Origin of the sequence: Bacillus sp. JJ783 (assembly GCF_036963225.1) — a bacterium.
GTDB lineage: Bacteria > Bacillota > Bacilli > Bacillales > Bacillaceae_G > Bacillus_A > Bacillus_A cereus_U.
Window position 1 is genome coordinate 74577 of sequence record NZ_JBALMG010000011.1, and the last position, 20894, is coordinate 95470.

Below are 20894 nucleotides of genomic sequence, written 5' to 3' on the forward strand. Positions count from 1 at the left end.
AAGCATCACTGCATAGTTTTTAGAAATCCCTTTACTATTGTATCAAACTTTTCCGGTTGTTCCACATGAATTGCATGGCCAGCACCATCAATTTTGACAAATTTCGCGCGAGGGATGCATTTTTCTATGTTTTTTAATAGGCGAAAGAACTTTTCATCGCTTTCTCCATTCAGTAAAAGGACAGGCATTTTTAAGTTTTGCAATTCGTTCCACCATGAAGGCTGAGCCCCTGTTCCCATGCCGCGAAGACTATTTGCAAGTCCTTTTGGATTATTAGCAAGTCGTTCTTTTCGCACCGCTTCTTTTACGTTTTGCGCTAAACGTTGTTGCGTTTCAAATAGCGGAATATTTTCCCACATCGATACAAAATTTCGGATGCCTTCTTGCTCGATTTTATCGGCAAGTCGTTCATCTTTTTCCTTGCGTTCTTTTCGCTCTTCCTCACTCTCAAGTCCAGCTGTACAGTTTTCTAAAAGAATAGAACGCACATATCCTGGATATAAGCATGCCATCGTAATCGCAAGTCTACCACCCATTGAATAGCCAAGTACATGTGCATTTTCAATATGAAGATGATCCAGTAGTTCCTTCATGTGCAGCGCCACATTTTGAATATCATAATGCGTCACCTCTTCAGGACTTTCCGTTTTCCCGTGTCCAACAATGTCTACTAGAATGACTTGAAACTGCTCGCTCCAAGAAGGAATAAAGGAACGCCACGTTTCCATGCTTCCCGTAAAACCATGAAGAAGTAGAAGTGGTTCCCCGCTTCCGGCTACTTCATATTCATACGATACACCTTGCAATGTTACTTTCATTTTGATTCACCTTGCAAAGATGTAGTAATAACGTCCATTGTTTTTACCCATAATTCACGATGTAATTTCAAGTTTTCTTCGCGATTCGTACAAATTTCCACAACGTGTAATCCTTTCGTTGTCGTTCCAGTTTGTACTTCTTCTCGGAAGTTTTCCCATCCATCCACACGGCTAAATGAGCCACCATACATTTTGACAACATGCTCGTAATCAAGCCCAATTGGTGTTCCAAATAATGATTCGAAATGTTCCTTTTTCTCGTATTGTGGTAAGAATGAGAAAATACCTCCACCATCATTATTTACAACAACAATCGTTATATTTAATTCATGTAATTTTGCAGCTAATAATCCGTTTAAATCGTGATAAAATGATAAATCACCGATTACTAATACGAGCGGATCACAAATAATACTCGCTCCTAAAGCAGTTGAAATAATTCCATCAATACCATTTACACCGCGGTTCGCCATTACTTGAATGTTTTTATCCGATGTGAAGAAAAATGAATCTGTATCGCGAATTGGCATACTATTACTCGCAAATAACGTTGCCCCTTTTGGTAATACACGTACAATATCCGTAATTACTTTTCCTTCAAATGCTGTTTCATATGTTTCCATCTCATGAAGTGTTTCTCTCGTTTTCTCGTTTATATGTTTCCACATTCCGAACCAATCATTCTTTTTCATAACTGGCATTTTCTCTAGTAATGCTCTGCAAAATTCAATGTCACTTGCTTGTACCACTTCTGTCGCAACAACAGCCGGATCTCTCCATTGTCCGGATTCATCAACAACGATATGAACTGCCTTCGTTTGCTTCTTTATGAACTGCGTTAATGCTTTAGAAACAGGCATTCCACCGAAACGAATTACAACATCTGGCTTCCACGTTTCTTTTAACAATTCATTTCGTAAAAATGTATCATAACAATCTATAATCATCGTTTTATCATGATTACCACTACGGAGGTTAGAAAGTGGATCCGCTAATATTGGATACCCTGTTTTCTCAGCTACTTTCATAACAACTTCTGTGATTTCTGGATGACTGCCGTCTCCACAAATAATAAGCCCCTTTTCCATATTTGAAAGGCGCCCTACAAGAGAATTTACATATTCACTCGGCATCGTCACATTTCCTTGCTGAACTACTCCTGTATATTCACCACGCCCTTTATCCCATAAGCTTTCTAATGAAAAATCTGGGATTAACGGCTCGCGAAGCGGAAAATTGAGATGGATAGGTCCTTGCGGTGCTAGAAGTGCGCTTGCTATCGCACGCTGTGTCGTCATACGAGCGTAATGATACATCGTTTCGCTCGCCTCCGGAAGTGCCATCTCCATAAATTGCTTCACAAAAGTACCGTATAAATTAAATTGATTCATCGCCTGTGGTGCACCCACATCTCGTAATTCATGCGGTCTATCCGCCGTTAATACGATAAGCGGCACTCGTGAATGAAACGCTTCACATACAGCTGGATAATAGTTCGCAGCTGCCGTCCCTGACGTACATAATAGTGCAACAGGACGTTTTTTTGCTTTCGCAATACCAAGCGCAAAGAATCCTGCTGATCTTTCGTCTACATGTAAATATGTTTTTATTCCTTCATGTTGTTCCATTAGTAAGGCAATCGGCGTTGACCGTGAGCCTGGACTAATAACAACATCACATACATTTAGACGCGTCAGTTCGTCCACGAACGCGCCTAAATAATATGATAATGCTTCTATATGATTGTTCATTTCATTAATTCCTCCAAAGCACCAAGCATCGGTCTAAACTTCAAACTTGTTTCTTCATATTCAAGCTGCGCTACTGAATCAATTACGATACCACAGCCGGCAAATAAGGATGCTTTCTCGCCGTTTAATAATCCGCAACGAAGTGCAACCGCAAATTCACCATTTCCTTCATCATCTATAAAGCCAATTGGGGCACCATATAATCCTCTATCTAAAAGCTCTACATCACGGATTAATTTCAACGCCTCATGACGAGGTGTACCACCAAGAGCTGGCGTTGGATGTAATTCTTCTACCATCGCTAAAAGACTTGCATCGCCTTTTGCTTCTACTGGCGTATATAAATGGATTAAATTTTTCGTCGTTAATAAGCCCGGGCTCTCCGGAATATTAACAGATTCGCAATGCTCACTTAGCACACCTCGAATCATGTTAACTACATAACCGTGTTCAGCCAAATTCTTTTCATCATGAAGAAGCGTCTCACCATTTTGTTTACTTTCTTCTATAGAATTGCCATGACCAATTGAACCAGCAAGGCACATCGATGTAAACTTCTCGCCTTCTTTTCGAATCAATCGCTCAGGTGTCGCCCCTAAGAAGCATGCTCCTTTATAATCAAAAGAAAATACGTAACAATCCGGTTGCCCAATGCGAAGCGCTTCTAAAACAAGAACGGAATCAATATGCTGATCCATCGTTAATTTTAGCTCCCTTGCTAATACAACCTTCTGCACGTTCCCTTGCTTCATTTCATCCTGAACTTTTCCAATCGCATTCATCCAGCCCTTCGGATCAACTTCTACTTTAGAAGTAACTGTTAATTTTGATCCTTCTAGTGCACATTTACTCTCTTGTAAAATTCTCTCTTCTACAGAAATAATTTCGTTATAAAGAGTTTCTGCACAATCTTCAGCTGAAACGAACTGATTAATGGTTAACCACGCTTTTTCATTTTTTACAGTTAATAAAAATGCTGGTAGTGAAAATGTGGTATCATCAAATTCTTTCCAAAGATTCGTTTTTTCTTTTTCTTGGTCAAATGAAAATCCACCAAATAAAAGAGGACCTGTTCCAAATTCATATCCTTCTCTTTGTACAAATGCTTTCTCTTTCACTTTATCCCACTCGTCACGAGCAGTTTGAAAGCGTTTGTGAGAAGAATTTGCTATAGTGAAAACAGAGCCAATTCCAGCAAATATTACATGCTGAGCTGGGTCTGCAAAATAACATCTATTTTCGAATGAGACCCTTTTTCCTGCTGCATAAAACAGAAGTGGATCCACCCAATCTATTTGTTTTACAAAACTAACTAATGTTTTTTCATCAGTCGCACGCTTAATAGCTGTAACAAGAACTTCTTGTAAGCCTTTTTGTTTCGTTTGAATCACAATTGTCTCCCCCCTATGGGCGAAAAATAGTCATAATTACGCTTGATTTTAAGATACACCTCAAAGGAAAGGCCTGTCAACGTTTAGCATTTCTGAGAAATTCACCTTCTCTTCCTAGAAAATAAACGTTGACACTAAATGATGCTTTTTCTACACTTAATTGTGTACAATATGTGACCAAGGAGGGTTCAACATGGAAATGAACGTCGAAACGAATTCCTCTCCTACAGCGCAAAAGCCAAGTAAACAAACCGGCTGGCGCATTTGGTGGAGTTTATTACGTCCCCATACATTAACAGCAGCTTTCGTTCCTGTTTTCATCGGAACAGCTTATGCAATGCAGGTCGGAGGTATAAATCAAATACATCTTCCTCTTTTCTTTATGATGCTTCTTGCTTGCCTTCTCATTCAAGCAGCAACGAACATGTTTAATGAATACTTTGATTATAAAAGAGGACTCGATCATGAAGGTTCAGTTGGAATCGGCGGTGCTATCGTCCGCGATGGCATTAAACCAAAAACCGTGCTTAACTTAGCATTCGGATTTTTAGGCATCGCAACGCTATTAGGTGTTTATATTTGTATGAACTCTAGCTGGTGGCTTGCTGCAATCGGTCTTGTTTGTATGGCCGTTGCTTACCTTTACACTGGCGGCCCCATTCCAATTGCATATACACCATTTGGAGAGCTAACAGCAGGATTATTTATGGGTGTCATTATTATTGGTATTTCATTCTTTATCCAAACAGGGGCAGTAACATCAGAAGTGATTTTATTATCTATTCCAAGCTCCATTTTAATTGGTGCAATTTTACTATCTAACAATATTCGTGATTTAGATGGTGATAAAGAAAATGGTCGTAAAACGTTAGCAATTCTCGTTGGACGCGAAAGAGCAGTTGGTGTACTTGCTTCTATGTTCATCGTTTCCTACATTTGGACAATCGCTTTAATCATCGTTAACATCGTATCACCATGGATGCTTATCGTATTCTTAAGTGCACCGAAAGCATTTAAAGCGACGAAAGGCTTTATCGGCAAAAGCATTCCAATGGAAATGGTACCTGCGATGATTTCAACAGCAAAAACAAATACAATTTTCGGTCTCCTAATGGGAATCGGATTATTGCTTGGATACTTCCTATAAAGTGAAACTTTAATCAGTGGGGGTTTTGTTCATCACCCACTGATTATTAGTTGAACCAATCGGGCGTTTACGGGCAGTTAGTCTCCCACCTAACTTCTTTGCTCCAGCCAAATTCTAAGGTGGGAGTTTTACTGCCCGTTAATGCGGGATAAAAAGGAGCTGCTTACGCAGCTCCTTTTTTCATATACCAACTTCCCAGCTGAAATTCATCTCATAATTCCTACTCCGAACGCTCATACTATGTAAAGAAACCGAATTGTAGGAAGGTGGACGACTATGTTAACTCCACAACAAATAAATCAATTTAAATCTATTTTAGAAAAACAACAGCAAGAAGTTGAACAAACGATACAAACTCATGAAAATGAAAACCGTGCATCTGAACGTGATTCAGTAGGAGAATTGTCTAGCTATGACAACCATCCAGGTGATATGGCTACAGAATTGTACGAACGTGAGAAAGATTTCGGACTCATCGAATTTTGGCATAAACAGTTAGAAGATACGAAACATGCTCTGCAAAAAATTGAAGCTGGTACGTACGGAATTTGCGAAGTGTCTGGTGAGGAAATTCCATTTGAAAGATTAGAAGCAATGCCAACTGCTACAACGTGTATTCAGCACACTACAAATAAATTAGATATGAACACGCGCCCAGTTGAAGAAGAGGTGCTAGCTCCTTCGTTTCACAAGCACGACGAAGATCATTCTGTTGAATACGATGCTGAAGACGCTTGGCAAGACGTCGCAAATTACGGAACATCAGAAACACCCTCCGATTTAGAAAGACAGGATTCAAAAAACTATAATGGAATGTATGTAAATAGTGAAGAAAATGTTGGTTATGTAGAGGATTTCGAAAACTTTATCGGAACAGATATGTATGGAAAAAACCCACAAGTTTTCGCTACAGAGGAACATGAAGAATATGAACAATTGCTTGATGATTTTGAAGAACGCACCTTTAAAGGTGAATTATCTTCAGATGAGTCTAGTTCTAAAGCATAAAAAAAGCATTCCGAAGTTCGGAATGCTTTTTTTCGCTAGCTAATTAGTTTTTTGTAACGTTAGCTGCTTGTGGTCCGCGGTTTCCATCAACGATTTCGAAAGAAACTTCTTGACCTTCTTCTAAAGTTTTGAAGCCGTCGCCTTGAATAGCTGAGAAATGTACGAATACGTCTTCTCCGCCTTCAACTTCGATGAAGCCAAAACCTTTTTCGCCGTTAAACCATTTAACTTTACCTGTTTGCATGTCATGTACCTCCTAAATAAAAATGAAACTATGAATCCACATGAAAAGGTGGATATAAAGGACATGAATGTATAACAAGCTTACAGCCTTTAATACAACGTGCTTTATTTCCGTACCACATTATGTAGCTCAATAGTGTTTTCACTATATCACGCTGAATCCAAAACGTCAAATGAGAATACTTTCATCCTATCATTTTTTATAATCCTAGTATAATCTTAAATTTCCATTCTATTTTTATTCAAAAATTAACAAAACTACAGTATTTTAATTCCGTTGATTTCTGTACAATATAATTACTACATATGATGAGGTGAAAAAATGCAAGCACATGAAATCGAGTATAAATTATATGGCGATGATATGCAGTTTGTTGAAATTGAATTAGATCCAGAAGAAAGCGTTATCGCTGAGGCTGGCGCAATGATGATGATGGAAGATCATATCGAAATGGAAACGATTTTCGGTGATGCTTCTGGACCATCTAGTGGTCTATTCGGTAAATTAATGGGCGCAGGTAAACGTCTCGTTACAGGTGAAAGTATGTTTATGACTGTATTTACAAATACAGGTCATGGCAAACGACACGTATCATTCGCCGCTCCTTATCCTGGAAAAATTATTCCTGTTGATTTAACAGAGTATCAAGGAAAAGTAGTCTGCCAAAAAGATGCATTTCTTTGTGCGGCAAAAGGTGTTTCTATCGGAATCGAATTTACAAAGAAAATTGGAACTGGTTTCTTCGGTGGTGAAGGTTTCATCATGCAGAAACTTGAAGGTGATGGTCTAGCTTTCATGCATGCAGGCGGAACAGTATATAAGCGTGAATTGAAACCTGGTGAAAAACTTCGCATTGATACAGGTTGTCTCGTTGCAATGACGAAAGATGTTAACTACGATGTTCAATTCGTTGGAAAAGTAAAAACAGCTCTATTTGGCGGCGAAGGTTTATTCTTCGCAACGTTAGAAGGTCCTGGAACTGTTTGGATTCAGTCCTTAACACTTAGTCGCTTAGCAGCACGCCTTACAAGCCCAGCAGCTCAAAATAGCGGTGAAGGCAGCGTTTTAGGCGGACTTGGTCGCCTTTTAGATGGGAAAGAATAAAACACTAAAAAAAGATAGTCCCCTCCTTCATAGGGAACTATCTTTTTCTTTTGGACTGTATAAACCATTTTGAATCATATAGTATTCCATCGCTTTATTAAGCCATGTCTCTTCTTCCTATAATAAGATAATAAAATTGTTTAAAAAACAAATAAAGGTGTTATAAAGTATAGAAATAGTACTTGACGGATTTGTATTATATACTTATACAAATAAGAAATACATTTAAATGTGGGGCTGATTAAGTGTTTAAATATAACGTATGTTTCTTAAAAAATAAGGATAAAGTCTTGATGTTGAATCGTGAAAAAGCACCGATTATGGGCGTGTGGAACGGTGTTGGTGGCAAAAATGAAATAGGTGAAACTGCTGATGAGGGTGCAATTCGTGAAGTGTTTGAGGAAACTGGATTCAATGTAAATCAGTACTATTCAAAGGGGATCATTACATGGAATACTAGTGATCATAAAAAAGATGGATTATATGTGTATTTATTTGAAGTAGATACAATATTAGAGAGTGAATCTATGAAAAAAACTAGAGAAGGTATTCTCGATTGGAAGCAAATCGATTGGATACTGAATCCCTCTAATTTAGGGATTGCTGAAATGGTAAAAGAATATTTACCTGTTCTATTAGAAAAAGCGGGCTATTATTCATTTGAATATAAAGATGATATATTAATACTTGTAAAATAAAAGTTTTTACATAAAGATTTCATGATTAAACACCTTTATTATCTATTTTTAATGAGGAATTTAATAAAGAAACTTAAAGAGTCTTGCTACATGTGAATTGTAATAAGGCTCTTATTTTGCTATTTAAAATTAAACACTTATATTCTCTCTATACACTTCCTCATTACAAGTATATCGTACCATCTTATTATAATGTTTTCATAAAACCCTTCTACATCCTCTACTTTTTTACTTAAAGAATACATCGCCTCTTCTCCGCGACATACTTAAGAGTTACCTTCATATGCTGACCGACAAAGTTTTGAACTTCTGGATCATCAACTGGTTTTCCAAATAGCCTTTTTTCAAAAAGAATGAATCAAGTCCCTCACTGCATATATTGAACTATACCTTTTCTTAAGGAGGGCTTTCTTGATGCGTACTCCTTTATCCTTCGATAAAGATACTGCCATACTGTTAGCATCTTGCTGCGATCTAACGTATGAACAATATAAACAAAATGGGATTTTTGAAATACCTGATGGATTCCAATATGTACAAGGCTTTCAAGGAAAAGCGATTCAAACGATGGAATGGTTTGGGTTCATATTAGAATCTGAGGATACGATCATTGTAGCTTTCAGGGGCACACAAACAGATACAGATTGGATTATCGATTCACTCGTCAACCAAAGGCCATACCCATACGCTTTAAATAGCGGAAATGTCCATAACGGCTTTCTTTCAATTTATGAATCTTGCCGGGATCCTATTATGGATATGCTCGTGTCATTACCAGCCCATAAGAAACTTCTTGCAACAGGCCATAGCTTAGGAGGTGCACTCGCTACACTACACATACTAGATGCACGTATAAATACTGCCTTCGCACAGTACGGTCTTTATACATTTGCCTCTCCAAAAGTTGGAGATATCGCCTTTCGAAATTATTATAAACTGCAAGTAGCTAGTAGCTTTCGTTTCGTCAACTTATTCGATGTCGTTCCACTTCTCCCTCCCCGAAACATAAATTTTAATGATCGTGATTGGGAATATGCACACGTTCATCACAACATGACATTTACGAAAAATACAAAATCCATTACGAATAATCATTCCATTACAACATACAAAACATGTCTGACCTCTCATTTTTAACCAGTAAACAATTGGAAATTCAATATTTGTATACTATAATAATCTATGAAATTACTTTCGGATGAGGGGACCTTACATGCTAAAATTTATCTTTGCACTTTTTCTTATAATAATTTTTTCGTTTACAGGTTTCTTTACATTTTCATACTTTGCGACAGGGGAATATGGCGGAACAGGTATAATATATACGTTCATGCCTTACCTTTCTTAAGCAAAATAAGTAAAACGGGCTTAATCTCATTAAGCTCGTTTTATTTTTCTAAGCAAGCGTATCCCTGTTTTAAAAGTGAATAAATAAAAGCCCCTTCAAAAGGGGCTTTCATCTAAAAAAGTTTAACAGTATTACCAATACCCCAAATTTCATTACTGTACTGCAAAATTGTTCGATCACTCGCAAAATGCCCCGATTGTGCAATGTTCAAAATCGACATTTCCAGCCATTTCTGCCTATTTTCGTATGCCCTTCCGACAGCTTCTTGTCTTTCAGCATATGGGCTAAAATCTCGAAGAACGAAGTATTCATCATTTTGAATAACGAGAGAATCATAAATCGCTTCAAATTCAGCTCCCGACTGTGCAAAGAAACCATTCGTTAACTGATCTACTACTTTTTTAATATGCATATTGTGGTGATAATAGTCACTTGCACGATATCCACCATTTTGGTAGTAATGAAGAACCTCATCCGCTGTTAAGCCGAAAATGAAGCAGGCATCATCACTGACCCGGTCTTTTATTTCAATATTAGCTCCATCTAACGTTCCGAGTGTAATTGCACCATTCATCATGAATTTCATGTTACCTGTTCCCGATGCTTCTTTACTCGCAGTTGAAATTTGTTCACTTACATCTGCCGCCGGGAATATATCTTCCGCTAAAGAAACTCGGTAGTTTTCTAGAAAGATAACTTTCATAAATTGACTTACGTACGGATCGGTATTTACTTTTCTTGCAAGCTCATTTATTAATTTAATAATTTTCTTCGCATAATAATAGCCAGGTGATGCTTTCGCTCCAAAAATAAAAGTACGCGGGTAAAATGAAAAACTAGTATCCTCTTTTAAACGGTTATACAAGTATAAAATATGAAGAACATTTAATAACTGTCGTTTATAGGCATGTAGCCTTTTCACTTGCACATCAAAAATAGAATTTGGATCAATAGTGATCCCCATTTTATTATGAATGCGCTCCGCTAAAATAATCTTACGCTCTTGTTTTACCCCTGCAAGCTTTTCTTGAAAACTAGTATCATGTATGAAGTTTTGCAGTGCTTGCAGCTTAATTGGCTCTTTCTTCCACTCTTCACCAATCGCTTCCGAAATAAGATTCGTCAGCTGCGGATTCGCCTTCATTAGCCAGCGCCTATGAGCAATTCCATTCGTTTTATTATTAAACTTATCTGGATAAAATTCATAGAACAATCGCATTTCACGCTGCTTTAAAATTTCTGTATGAATTTTCGCCACACCGTTAACGCTATGGCTACCAACAATCGCTAAATGAGCCATTTTCACAAGATCATGCGCAATAATGGCCATGTCCTCAATGCGCTTCCAATCGTACGAATAACGGTCCCAAAGCTCATGACAGAAACGTTCATTAATTTCTTCAATAATCATATAAATTCTCGGTAATAACGGTTTAAAAATGTGAATTGGCCATTTCTCAAGCGCTTCTGATAACGTCGTATGATTCGTATAGGAAATCGTCTGCGTTGTTATGTGCCAAGCTTCTTCCCATGTCAATTTTTCTTCGTCTAATAAAATACGCATAAGTTCTGGAATTGCTAGAACCGGATGTGTATCGTTTATATGAATCGCAATTTTTTCATGTAACTGACGAAGACTACCGTGTCTCTCCCTATGCATACGAACGATGTTTTGCAAACTTGCTGATACGAGGAAATACTGTTGTTTTAAACGAAGTATTTTCCCCTCATCATGCGTATCATCTGGATATAAAAATTCCGATACGGCCTCTGTTTCACGCTTATATTTCAAAATATCTTTGCAGTTTTGCGGGAAAGGAACTGGCTCCGCATTCCAAAGCCGAAGCGTATTTACAGTACTTGTTTCATATCCTACAACTGGAACGTCATATGGTACTGCCATAATAACTTCTGCATTTGTATGCCTGAACTCTAAACGTCCATCAATTTCTAGTGGTTCAACGTTTCCAAAATAACTTACTTCTACGGCTTGGTCATACCTTCTTACTTCCCAAACGTTTTCATGAAGAAGCCACTGTTCTGGAAATTCTACTTGATAGCCGTCAACAATTTTTTGATCAAACAGGCCATGCTTATAACGAATACCACAGCCATGTCCTGGTAAGTTTAAAGAAGCGAGTGAATCGAGGAAACAGGCTGCTAAACGTCCAAGGCCACCATTACCAAGGCCAGCATCTGCTTCAATCTCTTCTAACTCTTGCAAAGAAATTCCAAGTTCAGAAAGCCCCTTTTCACATACATCTCGAATGCCTAAATTTAATATGTTACTGCCTAGCAAACGCCCAAGTAAAAACTCAATGGATAAATAATACATTTGCTTTTGATCTCCAGAACGATAACTTTCATTCGTTGCAATCCATTGACTATTCATATACTCACGTACCATATGACCAAGCGTATTATACTGATCACGAGTTGTAGAATCTTTGAAACTTTTCCCATACATCATTTCTAATTTTTCTAGAAAAGCGGATTTAAAGCTTTCAACATGAGTAAACATTTTTTCACCACCTCAATGTTATTCCATGAGACTTTTATACAATTTCTTATATGCAAGAGCAGATTTCCCCCAGCTATAATCTTCAGTCATCGCTTGCTTTACAAGCTTATCCCATACCGGTTTATCTTGATAAAACTCAATTGCACGAAGAATTGTATGTAACATGTCATGCGCATTAAAATTCGTAAAGCTAAAGCCATTCCCAATTCCAGTTTCCTCATCGTAAGAATGTACAGTATCATTTAATCCGCCTGTTTCTCTTACAATTGGAATCGTGCCATATGCTAGCGCAATAAGTTGTCCAAGTCCACACGGTTCAAACAGCGATGGCATTAAAAACAAATCGCTTCCCGCGTACACTTGGTGCGCTAACGCTTCATTAAATCCAATATATACTTTTACCTTTTCTGGATATTCGTATGCCATCCATTCAAAGAACTGCTCGTATTCAGAATCGCCTGATCCTAAAATAATACATTGTACATCTTCTTCCATTATTTCACGGAATACAGTACGTACTAGATCAAGCCCCTTTTGCTTCGTCAATCGTGTTACCATCGAAATAACTGGTGTATCTTCTTTTTCTGGTAAACCAAAATAACGCTGCAATGCGCGTTTATTTTCACTCTTTTCCTCTAATGACTCTGCACTATACTGAGCCGTAATATATGGATCTGTTTCTGGATTATATACACTCGTATCAATTCCATTTACAATGCCACTAAGCTTATCGTTATGCTTTCTTAGCAATCCATCTAACTTCTCACCGAAAAACTCATATTGAATCTCTTCTTTATATGTCGGGCTAACCGCTGTAATTTGGTCAGATGCGATAATACCGCCTTTCATAAAGTTCACGTTTCCATAAAACTCAAGCTGTTCACTATGAAAATATTCATGACCAAGCTCCAGTAAGTCGTACATCACTTCAGGAGGAAATACACCTTGGAACTGCAAGTTATGAATCGTATATACCGTTTTAATATGCTCATATAACGGGTTATCTTGATACTTTTCACGAAGTAAGAAATTAACCATAGCTGTATGCCAATCATGGCTATGAAGAACATCTACTTCGAAATCAAGATGCGGAATACACTCTAAAACTGCTTTTGAAAAATAAGAAAAACGCTCCCCATCATCATAATGGCCATAGAGAGAATCTCTCTTAAAATAATATTCATTATCTATTAAGTAATAAGTAATCCCATCCTGCTCACCTTTTAAAATCCCGCAATATTGGTTTCTCCATCCAAGAGGAACGTTAATTACTTTATGAAGCGTACATCCTTCTCTTAACTCTTTCGGGATAAGACTGTAGTTTGGAAGTATAATGCGAACATTCACTCCTAATTTTTTTAATTCTTTTGGAAGCGCTCCTGCTACATCAGCTAGACCTCCGGATTTAATAAACGGTACACATTCTGATACTGCAAATAAAATATTCACCTGTTGTTCCACTGCACGAAAAGCGTATACATCATAAATCGCTCTTCTTACAGCTTCCTCCCTTCAAGTTTTCATATAGAGTAAAACCTTAATTAGTGGGGGTTTTCTAAATCCCCCACTAATTATGCACCTGCTATTTACGAATAACTGTTGATTGTACTATTTTGTACACTACCTTTTTCTACAACATATGGCTCATCAGCATTTCCTTTTAACACTACGCCGTCACCAAGTTTCACATCTTTATCAATAATAACACCGTCTATTATGCAATTATCTCCAATTTTGCTCTTTTGCATAATAATACTATTACGAACAATTGAACCTTTTCCAATTTTAACAGAACGGGAGATAACACTATTTTCCACTTCACCTTCAATAATACTACCGTTTGCAATCATCGTATTTTTCACTACTGCACCCTTCATATAACGAGTTGGCGGCTCATCTTTTACTTTCGTAAAGATTGGTGCTTCTTTCTTAAATAATTGCTTCCAAATAGTAGGCTGCAAAATTTCTAGACTATGCTTATAGTAACTTTCAATCGAATCAATGATAGCTACATATCCTGTATGCTCATACGTAGCAATATGCAGTGATTTCCCGCTCTTTTCTCTCACTACATCAAATAAACTGTATTGCTCCACATCTTTATATGTCTCAAATAAGTCTAGCAATAATTGTTTCTTTAACACATATGTTTGAAGCGAAACCCCTTCATGACAAACTTCAGTAATATCTGCAGACGTATGTATATGTCGCTCTAACACCACTTGAAAGTTTAACGCTGTTACAAGATGGCTATTCGTAATAACAACATATTCTTCTCTGCTTCTTAGAAAATAATCAATATGTCTTCTAAAATGTGCAAAAGATCCAAATTCGTCATGATCACATTGGCAGTTCGGTGGGAATAAAAACAGTCCATCACGCTTTCTATCTAAATCCCACTGTTTTCCTGAACCGACATGATCCATTAAAGAACGATTTTTATGACTTGTAAAAACCGCCACGCTATGAATATTAGAATTCACCATATTTGAAAGCATGAAATCAATGAGGCGGTAACGGCCTCCAAACGGTAATGCCGCTAATGAACGATGCCCTGTTACTTTCTTTAAGGAAGGAAAACTTCCCGTTGCATTAATAATTCCTAACATTTTTTCTCCCATTCATTTCATCCCCCTTTTCTATTTTCCTTCAGCAATTAGTACTACATCATCAACATTTTTTTCTGGACGAATTATTGTCCCATCTTCAATAACCATTTCCGATCCAACGATCGCTCTTTCAATCACAACGTTTTTACCAATCTTTGCCCCCGGCATAACGACAGAATCGATTACCATACTACCTTCTTCCACTGTCACTCCTTGGAATAAAACAGAATGCTTCACGTCCCCTTCAATGACGCATCCTTCATTAATAAGTGACTCTTCTACTTTTGCCTGTTCTGCAATATATTGAGGCGGCTCGTTTGGATTTACAGAATAAATGCGCCAATTACGATCGTTTAAATTCAACGATGTTTCATCGCGAAGTAAATCCATATTCGCTTCCCATAAGCTTTTCACCGTTCCAACATCTTTCCAATATCCTTCAAACGGATACGCCATCAACTTCTTCCCTTCATCTAACAAGAGCGGAAGTACATCTTTTCCGAAGTCATTACTAGATTCAGGGTTTCTTGCATCCATCTCTAAATATTCTTTTAAAATAGCCCAGTTAAAAATATAAATTCCCATTGATGCAAGATTACTTCTTGGAAATTGTGGTTTCTCCTCAAATTCAACAACTTCCATCTCTTCATTTGTATTCATGATGCCAAAGCGACTTGCTTCATCCCATGGCACTTCAATAACAGAAATCGAAACGTCCGCTTCTTTCTCAATATGGTAATCTAGCATTTTACTGTAATCCATTTTATAAATATGATCGCCTGATAAAATAAGGACATATTCTGGTTCATACTGACTTAAATAGTTTAAATTTTGATAAATAGCACTTGCCGTACCTGTATACCACTTCACACCTGAAGACTCCGCATAAGGAGGTAACACAGTGACTCCACCATTTACACGATCAAGATCCCAAGCGTTTCCGATTCCAATATAATTATGAAGTTCTAACGGTTGATATTGTGTTAAAATCCCCACCGTTTCAATACCGGAGTTTGCACAGTTACTTAACGTAAAATCAATAATGCGATATTTACCACCAAATGGAACAGCTGGCTTGGCTAAATTTTTTGTTAATGCACTTAAACGACTACCTTTTCCCCCTGCTAGTAACATTGCTACGCACTTTTGTTTTTGAGCCATCTTGTTTTTTGCTCCCCTTTCTCGTCTTCACTGGTCGTAATATGGATACGCCAAATGGTGGAATTGTAATTTCTAAATGTGCCGCTTGATTATGATATGGCTCTAGAATCGTCTTGAGACGTTTCTTATTAACTTGCCCCGACCCGCCATATTGCACCGCGTCACTGTTTAAAATTTCGTTATAATACTCGAAATCTGGTACACCTACTTTATAGTTTTCATATGTAGCTTTCGTAAAATTACATACGACAACTAACGCATCTTCCTGATTATCCCCTTGGCGGATAAACGAGAAAATACTTTGCTCATTATTATTAGCATCAATCCACTGAAATCCTTCAGACGAGTGATCTAACTGCCAAAGTGGTTTTGAGCGCTTATACAATGCTATGAGCTCTTTAAAGTAATCATGCATGTAACGATGCATTTCAAAATCATGTAAATTCCAATCTAAATCTTCAAGATCTTTCCACTCATCAAATTGCCCGAATTCTCCACCCATAAAGAGTAATTTCTTACCTGGATGAGTAAAGAAATATCCATATAATAAACGAAGTTGGGCGAACTTATCCCAGTAATCTCCCGGCATTTTATTTAATAACGACTTTTTCCCATGAACGACTTCATCATGAGAAAGCGGCAATATGAAGTTTTCAGAGTGAGCATATAGTAAAGAGAATGTCATTTTCTCATGAATGTATTTCCGGTACTCTGGTGCACATTCCATATATTTCAGCACGTCATTCATCCAACCCATATTCCATTTATAATTAAATCCAAGTCCACCCTCGTATGTTGGAGCTGTTACAAGTGGCCAAGCTGTTGAATCTTCTGCTGTCATAAGAAACTCTTCATCTTCTGCAAACACAGCTTCATTTAACTCCCGTAAGAAAGAAACAGCGTGTTCATTGCTTTGCTCTTTTCCTTCTTTATTCCAGTACAGCATATTCGCAACTGCATCTACTCTGAAACCATCAATATGGAAATATCTCATCCAAAATAACGCATTTGAAATTAAGAAATTACGTACTTCTCTCTTCCCTAAATCAAAATTAACAGTTCCCCATACCAGGTTTTCTTGTACATCTATATCTTTATATTCATAAGTCGGTGCCCCATCAAACAAATATAAACCGTGAGCATCTTTACAAAAATGCCCCGGCACCCAATCTAAAATGACACCGATTCCATATTTATGACATTCATCGACAAAATACATCAAATCATGTGGCGTGCCGAATCTACTTGTCGCTGCATAATATCCAGTTCCTTGATATCCCCAAGAACGATCATATGGATGCTCAACAAGCGGCATAATTTCAATATGTGTAAATTGATGTTCCACCACATACGGAATGAGCGCCTCGGCCATTTCTCTGTAAGAATACAGAGCACCATCTTCTTTCTTTTTCCAAGAACCGAAATGTAATTCATAAACTGTCATCGCTTCTTTATAAATCGATTTTTTCTTTCTCTTACGAATCCAGTTTTTATCATTCCATTCATATCCCTCTATATCAAAAACTACAGATGCCGTATTTGGTCTTACTTCTGCATATACTGCGTAAGGATCTGCTTTTAAAATAACGTTACCATCCATCGTTTCAATCGCATACTTATATATCTCATTCTCTTCAATATGCGGTGCAAACAAGGACCAAATCCCCTCTTCTGTCACTTGTAGCATCTTATGTTGCTTATAATCCCATTCATTAAAATCCCCAACAACACTCATTGCTTTCGCATGAGGAGCCCATACTGTGAATCGTACACCTCGCATCCCATCTTCCGTCACAATATGTGCCCCAAAGATGTTATAACTGTCATAGTACTTTTCTGTATGAAACTCATCTCGTTTCACTTCTTCACAATTTATTACATCCAATATGTTCACCTCACTAAGATGACAGAAATTTTTTACTCTTTATCATTTCTGCAAAAAACTGAAATATCCTTGTTGTTTTTTAAAAAATATTCGTTTTTTTCTTAAATTTCACTTAAAACATTTACGTTTATCGTGTAAAATATCGAATTTTGACGAATATTCATTGCAAACGCTTCATTTCACCTTACTATTTTCACCTTTCATTGTTGCTCAATATTACTTTATTGATTTCTTCCTGTTTTTCACACTATTTTTCACGTGAAATTCAAACGAAATAATCTGTCATAAAAAATGTTTCTCAACATTTTTTGTCACGAAATTTATTGAAATGTAAAATTCATAAGCATATACTCATTCTTAATAACGAACAACGAACTTTCGCAACTATAATTCATACTGAAATGCTATGTTTACTTATTTCATGCTCGTTGCGAATGTTTGCTGTAAAAATCAAACTAGGGGGCTTTCTTCTGTCATTGAAACAAAAAGTAGGAATGGGAGTTGTCACTGCATCACTAGGTTTATCACTTACATTTGGCGGTGTATTCGCCTATTTCAGCGACTCCGAAACATCGGGTAATTCATTTCAAGACGTCTAACACCGAAAAAATAACATATAAAAGCACTCTATTCGAAAATAGAGTGCTTTTTTCTATAAACGACCCTTATCCAGCAAAAGGGGTATATTGGGGATATACAAGGGAAACCGGAAAAGGAATTTATATTAATTTATATAAATTGAAACTATAATCAGTGGGGCTTTTGTTCATCTCCCACCTAACTTCTTCGCTCCAACCAAATTTTGAGGTGGGAGTTTTACTGCCCGCAAATAGCGGGATAAATTCAGAGGTAGGAAGCAGTTTCCCGCCTCTGAATTATTTAGCAATTATTATAGTACTGGTGCCATTGTTTCTTTTAATACTTTTACAGAATGAGCGAATTTCGCTTTTTCTTCTTCGTTTAATTCAAGTTCTACGATTTCACGTACACCTTCGCGGTTAATAACAGCTGGAACACCTACGTAAGCATCTTTCTCACCATATTGGCCTTCAAGGTATGCAGATACAGTTAATACGCTGTTCTCGTTGCTTAAGATCGCTTTAGTTACACGAAGTAGTGACATACCGATTCCGTAGTAAGTTGCGCCTTTACGCTCGATAATGTGGTAAGCTGCATCGCGTACATTTTCAAAGATTTTATCTAAATCTTCTTGGTTATACTGTTCGTTGTTCGCTAAGATTGTTTCTAGTTTTTGTACACCTACAGTAGCGTGGCTCCATACTGGAAGTTCAGTATCACCGTGCTCACCAACGATGTAAGCATGAACGTTACGTGGATCTACATCTAAGTAGTCACCTAACATGTAACGGAAACGAGCAGAGTCTAAAGTTGTACCAGAACCAATTACGCGCTCTTTTGGAAGACCAGATTCTTTCCAAGTTACGTAAGTTAAAATATCAACTGGGTTTGTTGCGATTAAGAAGATTCCGTCGAATCCGCTATCCATAATACCGCGAACGATTTGTTTAAAGATCTTTGTATTTTTCTCAACTAAGTCTAAACGAGTTTCGCCTGGCTTTTGTGGTAATCCAGCAGTGATAACAACTAAATCTGCATCTTTACAATCTGCATAGCTACCGCTCCAAACTTTTGTTGGTGCTGGAGAGAATGGCACTGCATGGCTTAAGTCCATTGCTTCCCCTTCTGCTTTTGCTTCATTAACATCTACAAGTACGAATTCTTCAGCTACACCTTGGTTGATCATTGAGTAAGCATAACTACAACCTACAGCTCCTGTTCCTACTAATACTACGCGATTGATACCTTTTTTCATGTTAATTTCCCCTTTCAATTGTTTACATCTATTTTTTATTATTGTTTAAGTAAGTAATTAAAATACTAATTTAATGTTGTTTAACTTCTTTACATACATATTGTAGCACGGATTATTGTGAATTACTTCACAAATTATGACCTATTTGTGAACTTTTTCACATAGAGTGTAAAGTTATCGTAGCAAGTGTGGAATCAATACCAATTTATGCGTTTTGTTTAGATTGTGAAAGGGGTGGACTTTGGTTTTTATCGGTAAGTGAAATTATATCGGCGATTTTCTGAATATATCGACCATAACTCCAAATATATCAGCGATTATTTAAATATATCGACCGTAACTCAAATTATATCAGCGATTTTTGCAATATATCGACTTACCGACAAAGCCCGACAAGGATAGCACCATAAAGAAGCTCTCTCTTTTCTATTAATTAGACGATTCAAATAGAAAAAAGTATACAACATTTTTTAATCAGTGGGGCGGTTGTTCACCCCCACTGATTATTAGCCCACACCAATCGGGCTTTTACGAGCAGTTGATCTCCCACCTAACTTCTTTGCTCATGCCAAAATTTGAGGTGAGAGTCTTACTGCCCACAAATAGCGGGATAAAAAAAGCAGACTACTAATAGCCCGCTTTAAATAAAATATATACAACAAAAAAGAGATAGCAGATTATGCTATCTCTTTTAGTATGACCCGTACGGGATTCGAACCCGTGTTACCGCCGTGAAAGGGCGGTGTCTTAACCACTTGACCAACGGGCCAAAATCTGGCAGAGAAGAAGGGATTCGAACCCTCGCACCGCGTTCGCGATCTACTCCCTTAGCAGGGGAGCCCCTTGAGCCACTTGGGTACTTCTCTATAATATGGCTCCGCAGGTAGGACTCGAACCTACGACCGATCGGTTAACAGCCGATAGCTCTACCACTGAGCTACTGCGGAATAATTATGGTGGGCCTAAATGGACTCGAACCATCGACCTCACGCTTATCAGGCGTGCGCTCTAACCAGCTGAGCTATAGGCCCATAAAAAGCGGGTGAAGAGAATCGAACTCTCGACCAGAGCTTGGAAGGCTCTTGTTTTACCACTAAACTACACCCGCATTAAATTAAAAATGGTGAGCCATGAAGGATTCGAACCTTCGACCCTCTGATTAAAAGTCAGATGCTCTACCAACTGAGCTAATGGCTCATTTTGAAAGTGGTGCCGGCTAGAGGACTTGAACCCCCAACCTACTGATTACAAGTCAGTTGCTCTACCAATTGAGCTAAGCCGGCTTGCGATTTCAAAATGGTGGCTCGGGACGGAATCGAACCGCCGACACGAGGATTTTCAGTCCTCTGCTCTACCGACTGAGCTACCGAGCCTT

At 37.7% G+C, this 20894-nt stretch carries 15 protein-coding genes, 8 tRNA genes and 2 pseudogenes; 6 read left to right on the top strand and 19 right to left on the bottom strand.

Annotated features, from left to right (window positions below; translation table 11 throughout):
- Positions 1-5 precede the first annotated feature (5 nt).
- From menH to V7038_RS03390, 3 genes are read right to left on the bottom strand one after another with little or no spacing between them, the layout of a single operon-like run.
- Entirely contained in the window at positions 6-818 is an 813-nt protein-coding gene (menH, locus tag V7038_RS03380) for a 2-succinyl-6-hydroxy-2,4-cyclohexadiene-1-carboxylate synthase (protein ID WP_335469152.1), read from the bottom strand.
- Positions 815-2569 carry a 2-succinyl-5-enolpyruvyl-6-hydroxy-3-cyclohexene-1-carboxylic-acid synthase gene (menD, locus tag V7038_RS03385; protein ID WP_335469155.1) on the bottom strand — a complete coding sequence of 585 codons (1755 nt, stop codon included), beginning with the start codon at positions 2567-2569 and terminating at the stop codon, positions 815-817. The genes menH and menD overlap by 4 nt, the downstream gene beginning before the upstream one ends.
- Entirely contained in the window at positions 2566-3960 is a 1395-nt protein-coding gene (locus V7038_RS03390; RefSeq protein WP_002112544.1) for an isochorismate synthase, read from the bottom strand. Before V7038_RS03390 ends, menD begins: the two co-directional genes overlap by 4 nt.
- A 193-nt stretch (positions 3961-4153) precedes the next feature.
- On the opposite strand from V7038_RS03390, the gene V7038_RS03395 reads away from it, so the two are divergent.
- Positions 4154-5107 carry a 1,4-dihydroxy-2-naphthoate polyprenyltransferase gene (locus V7038_RS03395; RefSeq protein WP_002112545.1) on the top strand — a complete coding sequence of 318 codons (954 nt, stop codon included), beginning with the start codon at positions 4154-4156 and terminating at the stop codon, positions 5105-5107.
- Between the two features lie 276 nt (positions 5108-5383).
- On the top strand, positions 5384-6115 hold the full coding sequence (locus V7038_RS03400) for a yteA family sporulation protein (RefSeq protein ID WP_002112546.1): 732 nt from the start codon (positions 5384-5386) through the stop codon (positions 6113-6115).
- Positions 6116-6158: 43 nt separating this feature from the next.
- On the opposite strand, the gene cspD is transcribed toward V7038_RS03400, so the two are convergent.
- Positions 6159-6359 carry a cold-shock protein CspD gene (cspD, locus tag V7038_RS03405; RefSeq protein WP_001193051.1) on the bottom strand — a complete coding sequence of 67 codons (201 nt, stop codon included), beginning with the start codon at positions 6357-6359 and terminating at the stop codon, positions 6159-6161.
- Between the two features lie 321 nt (positions 6360-6680).
- Between cspD and V7038_RS03410 the strand changes: the two genes are divergently transcribed.
- Positions 6681-7463, top strand: a complete 783-nt coding sequence (locus tag V7038_RS03410; RefSeq protein WP_002112550.1) for a TIGR00266 family protein — start codon at positions 6681-6683, stop codon at positions 7461-7463.
- 27 nt (positions 7464-7490) lie between these two features.
- On the opposite strand, the pseudogene V7038_RS03415 reads toward V7038_RS03410, so the two are convergent.
- Positions 7491-7580, bottom strand: a pseudogene (locus V7038_RS03415) (MerR family transcriptional regulator); the annotation flags it as partial.
- A gap of 128 nt (positions 7581-7708) precedes the next feature.
- Here V7038_RS03415 and V7038_RS03420 point away from each other — a divergent pair.
- Positions 7709-8161: an NUDIX hydrolase gene (locus V7038_RS03420; protein WP_335469160.1), complete on the top strand. Its 453-nt coding sequence runs from the start codon at positions 7709-7711 to the stop codon at positions 8159-8161.
- A 414-nt stretch (positions 8162-8575) separates the two neighbouring features.
- Entirely contained in the window at positions 8576-9298 is a 723-nt protein-coding gene (locus V7038_RS03425) for a lipase family protein (protein WP_002112553.1), read from the top strand.
- A 323-nt stretch (positions 9299-9621) separates the two neighbouring features.
- Here the strand turns inward: V7038_RS03425 and glgP are convergent, their stop codons facing one another.
- From glgP to glgB, 5 genes are all read right to left on the bottom strand, one after another.
- Positions 9622-12030, bottom strand: a complete 2409-nt coding sequence (gene glgP / locus V7038_RS03430; protein WP_335469164.1) for a glycogen phosphorylase — start codon at positions 12028-12030, stop codon at positions 9622-9624.
- Positions 12031-12048: 18 nt separating this feature from the next.
- Entirely contained in the window at positions 12049-13479 is a 1431-nt protein-coding gene (gene glgA, locus V7038_RS03435) for a glycogen synthase GlgA (RefSeq protein WP_002112556.1), read from the bottom strand.
- A 137-nt stretch (positions 13480-13616) separates the two neighbouring features.
- A complete protein-coding gene (gene glgD, locus V7038_RS03440) occupies positions 13617-14651 on the bottom strand; it encodes a glucose-1-phosphate adenylyltransferase subunit GlgD (RefSeq protein ID WP_335469167.1) in 1035 nt (344 codons plus the stop codon).
- Between the two features lie 18 nt (positions 14652-14669).
- The gene (glgC, locus tag V7038_RS03445; protein WP_000057600.1) at positions 14670-15800 is read right to left on the bottom strand and encodes a glucose-1-phosphate adenylyltransferase; all 1131 of its coding nucleotides are present in this window, start codon (positions 15798-15800) and stop codon (positions 14670-14672) included.
- A complete protein-coding gene (gene glgB, locus V7038_RS03450) occupies positions 15748-17685 on the bottom strand; it encodes a 1,4-alpha-glucan branching protein GlgB (RefSeq protein ID WP_070140062.1) in 1938 nt (645 codons plus the stop codon). Before glgB ends, glgC begins: the two co-directional genes overlap by 53 nt.
- Positions 17686-18155: 470 nt before the next feature.
- On the opposite strand from glgB, the pseudogene V7038_RS03455 reads away from it, so the two are divergent.
- A pseudogene (locus V7038_RS03455) lies at positions 18156-18275 on the top strand (TasA family protein); the annotation flags it as partial.
- Positions 18276-18574: 299 nt separating this feature from the next.
- Here the strand turns inward: V7038_RS03455 and V7038_RS03460 are convergent.
- From V7038_RS03460 to V7038_RS03500, 9 genes are all read right to left on the bottom strand, one after another.
- Positions 18575-19519, bottom strand: a complete 945-nt coding sequence (locus tag V7038_RS03460; RefSeq protein WP_002112560.1) for an L-lactate dehydrogenase — start codon at positions 19517-19519, stop codon at positions 18575-18577.
- A gap of 697 nt (positions 19520-20216) precedes the next feature.
- Positions 20217-20288, bottom strand: a tRNA-Glu gene (locus V7038_RS03465).
- Positions 20289-20294: 6 nt separating this feature from the next.
- Positions 20295-20385, bottom strand: a tRNA-Ser gene (locus tag V7038_RS03470).
- A 6-nt stretch (positions 20386-20391) separates the two neighbouring features.
- Positions 20392-20466: transfer RNA gene (locus V7038_RS03475), tRNA-Asn, on the bottom strand.
- Positions 20467-20473: 7 nt separating this feature from the next.
- Positions 20474-20550, bottom strand: a tRNA-Ile gene (locus V7038_RS03480).
- A 6-nt stretch (positions 20551-20556) separates the two neighbouring features.
- Positions 20557-20627: transfer RNA gene (locus tag V7038_RS03485), tRNA-Gly, on the bottom strand.
- Positions 20628-20640: 13 nt separating this feature from the next.
- Positions 20641-20716: transfer RNA gene (locus V7038_RS03490), tRNA-Lys, on the bottom strand.
- Positions 20717-20726: 10 nt separating this feature from the next.
- Positions 20727-20802: transfer RNA gene (locus V7038_RS03495), tRNA-Thr, on the bottom strand.
- Positions 20803-20816: 14 nt separating this feature from the next.
- Positions 20817-20892: transfer RNA gene (locus tag V7038_RS03500), tRNA-Phe, on the bottom strand.
- Between the last annotated feature and the right edge of the window lie 2 nt (positions 20893-20894).

What these genes read in the sequence shown, in the direction of transcription:
- menD (WP_335469155.1), bottom strand. Translation starts at nt 2,569, where the DNA reads ATGAACAATCATATAGAAGCATTATCATATTATTTAGGCGCGTTCGTG.
- V7038_RS03410 (WP_002112550.1), top strand. Translation starts at nt 6,681, where the DNA reads ATGCAAGCACATGAAATCGAGTATAAATTATATGGCGATGATATGCAG.
- V7038_RS03425 (WP_002112553.1), top strand. Translation starts at nt 8,576, where the DNA reads ATGCGTACTCCTTTATCCTTCGATAAAGATACTGCCATACTGTTAGCA.
- cspD (WP_001193051.1), bottom strand. Translation starts at nt 6,359, where the DNA reads ATGCAAACAGGTAAAGTTAAATGGTTTAACGGCGAAAAAGGTTTTGGC.
- menH (WP_335469152.1), bottom strand. Translation starts at nt 818, where the DNA reads ATGAAAGTAACATTGCAAGGTGTATCGTATGAATATGAAGTAGCCGGA.
- V7038_RS03400 (WP_002112546.1), top strand. Translation starts at nt 5,384, where the DNA reads ATGTTAACTCCACAACAAATAAATCAATTTAAATCTATTTTAGAAAAA.
- V7038_RS03395 (WP_002112545.1), top strand. Translation starts at nt 4,154, where the DNA reads ATGGAAATGAACGTCGAAACGAATTCCTCTCCTACAGCGCAAAAGCCA.
- glgP (WP_335469164.1), bottom strand. Translation starts at nt 12,030, where the DNA reads ATGTTTACTCATGTTGAAAGCTTTAAATCCGCTTTTCTAGAAAAATTA.
- glgC (WP_000057600.1), bottom strand. Translation starts at nt 15,800, where the DNA reads ATGGCTCAAAAACAAAAGTGCGTAGCAATGTTACTAGCAGGGGGAAAA.
- V7038_RS03460 (WP_002112560.1), bottom strand. Translation starts at nt 19,519, where the DNA reads ATGAAAAAAGGTATCAATCGCGTAGTATTAGTAGGAACAGGAGCTGTA.
- glgD (WP_335469167.1), bottom strand. Translation starts at nt 14,651, where the DNA reads ATGGGAGAAAAAATGTTAGGAATTATTAATGCAACGGGAAGTTTTCCT.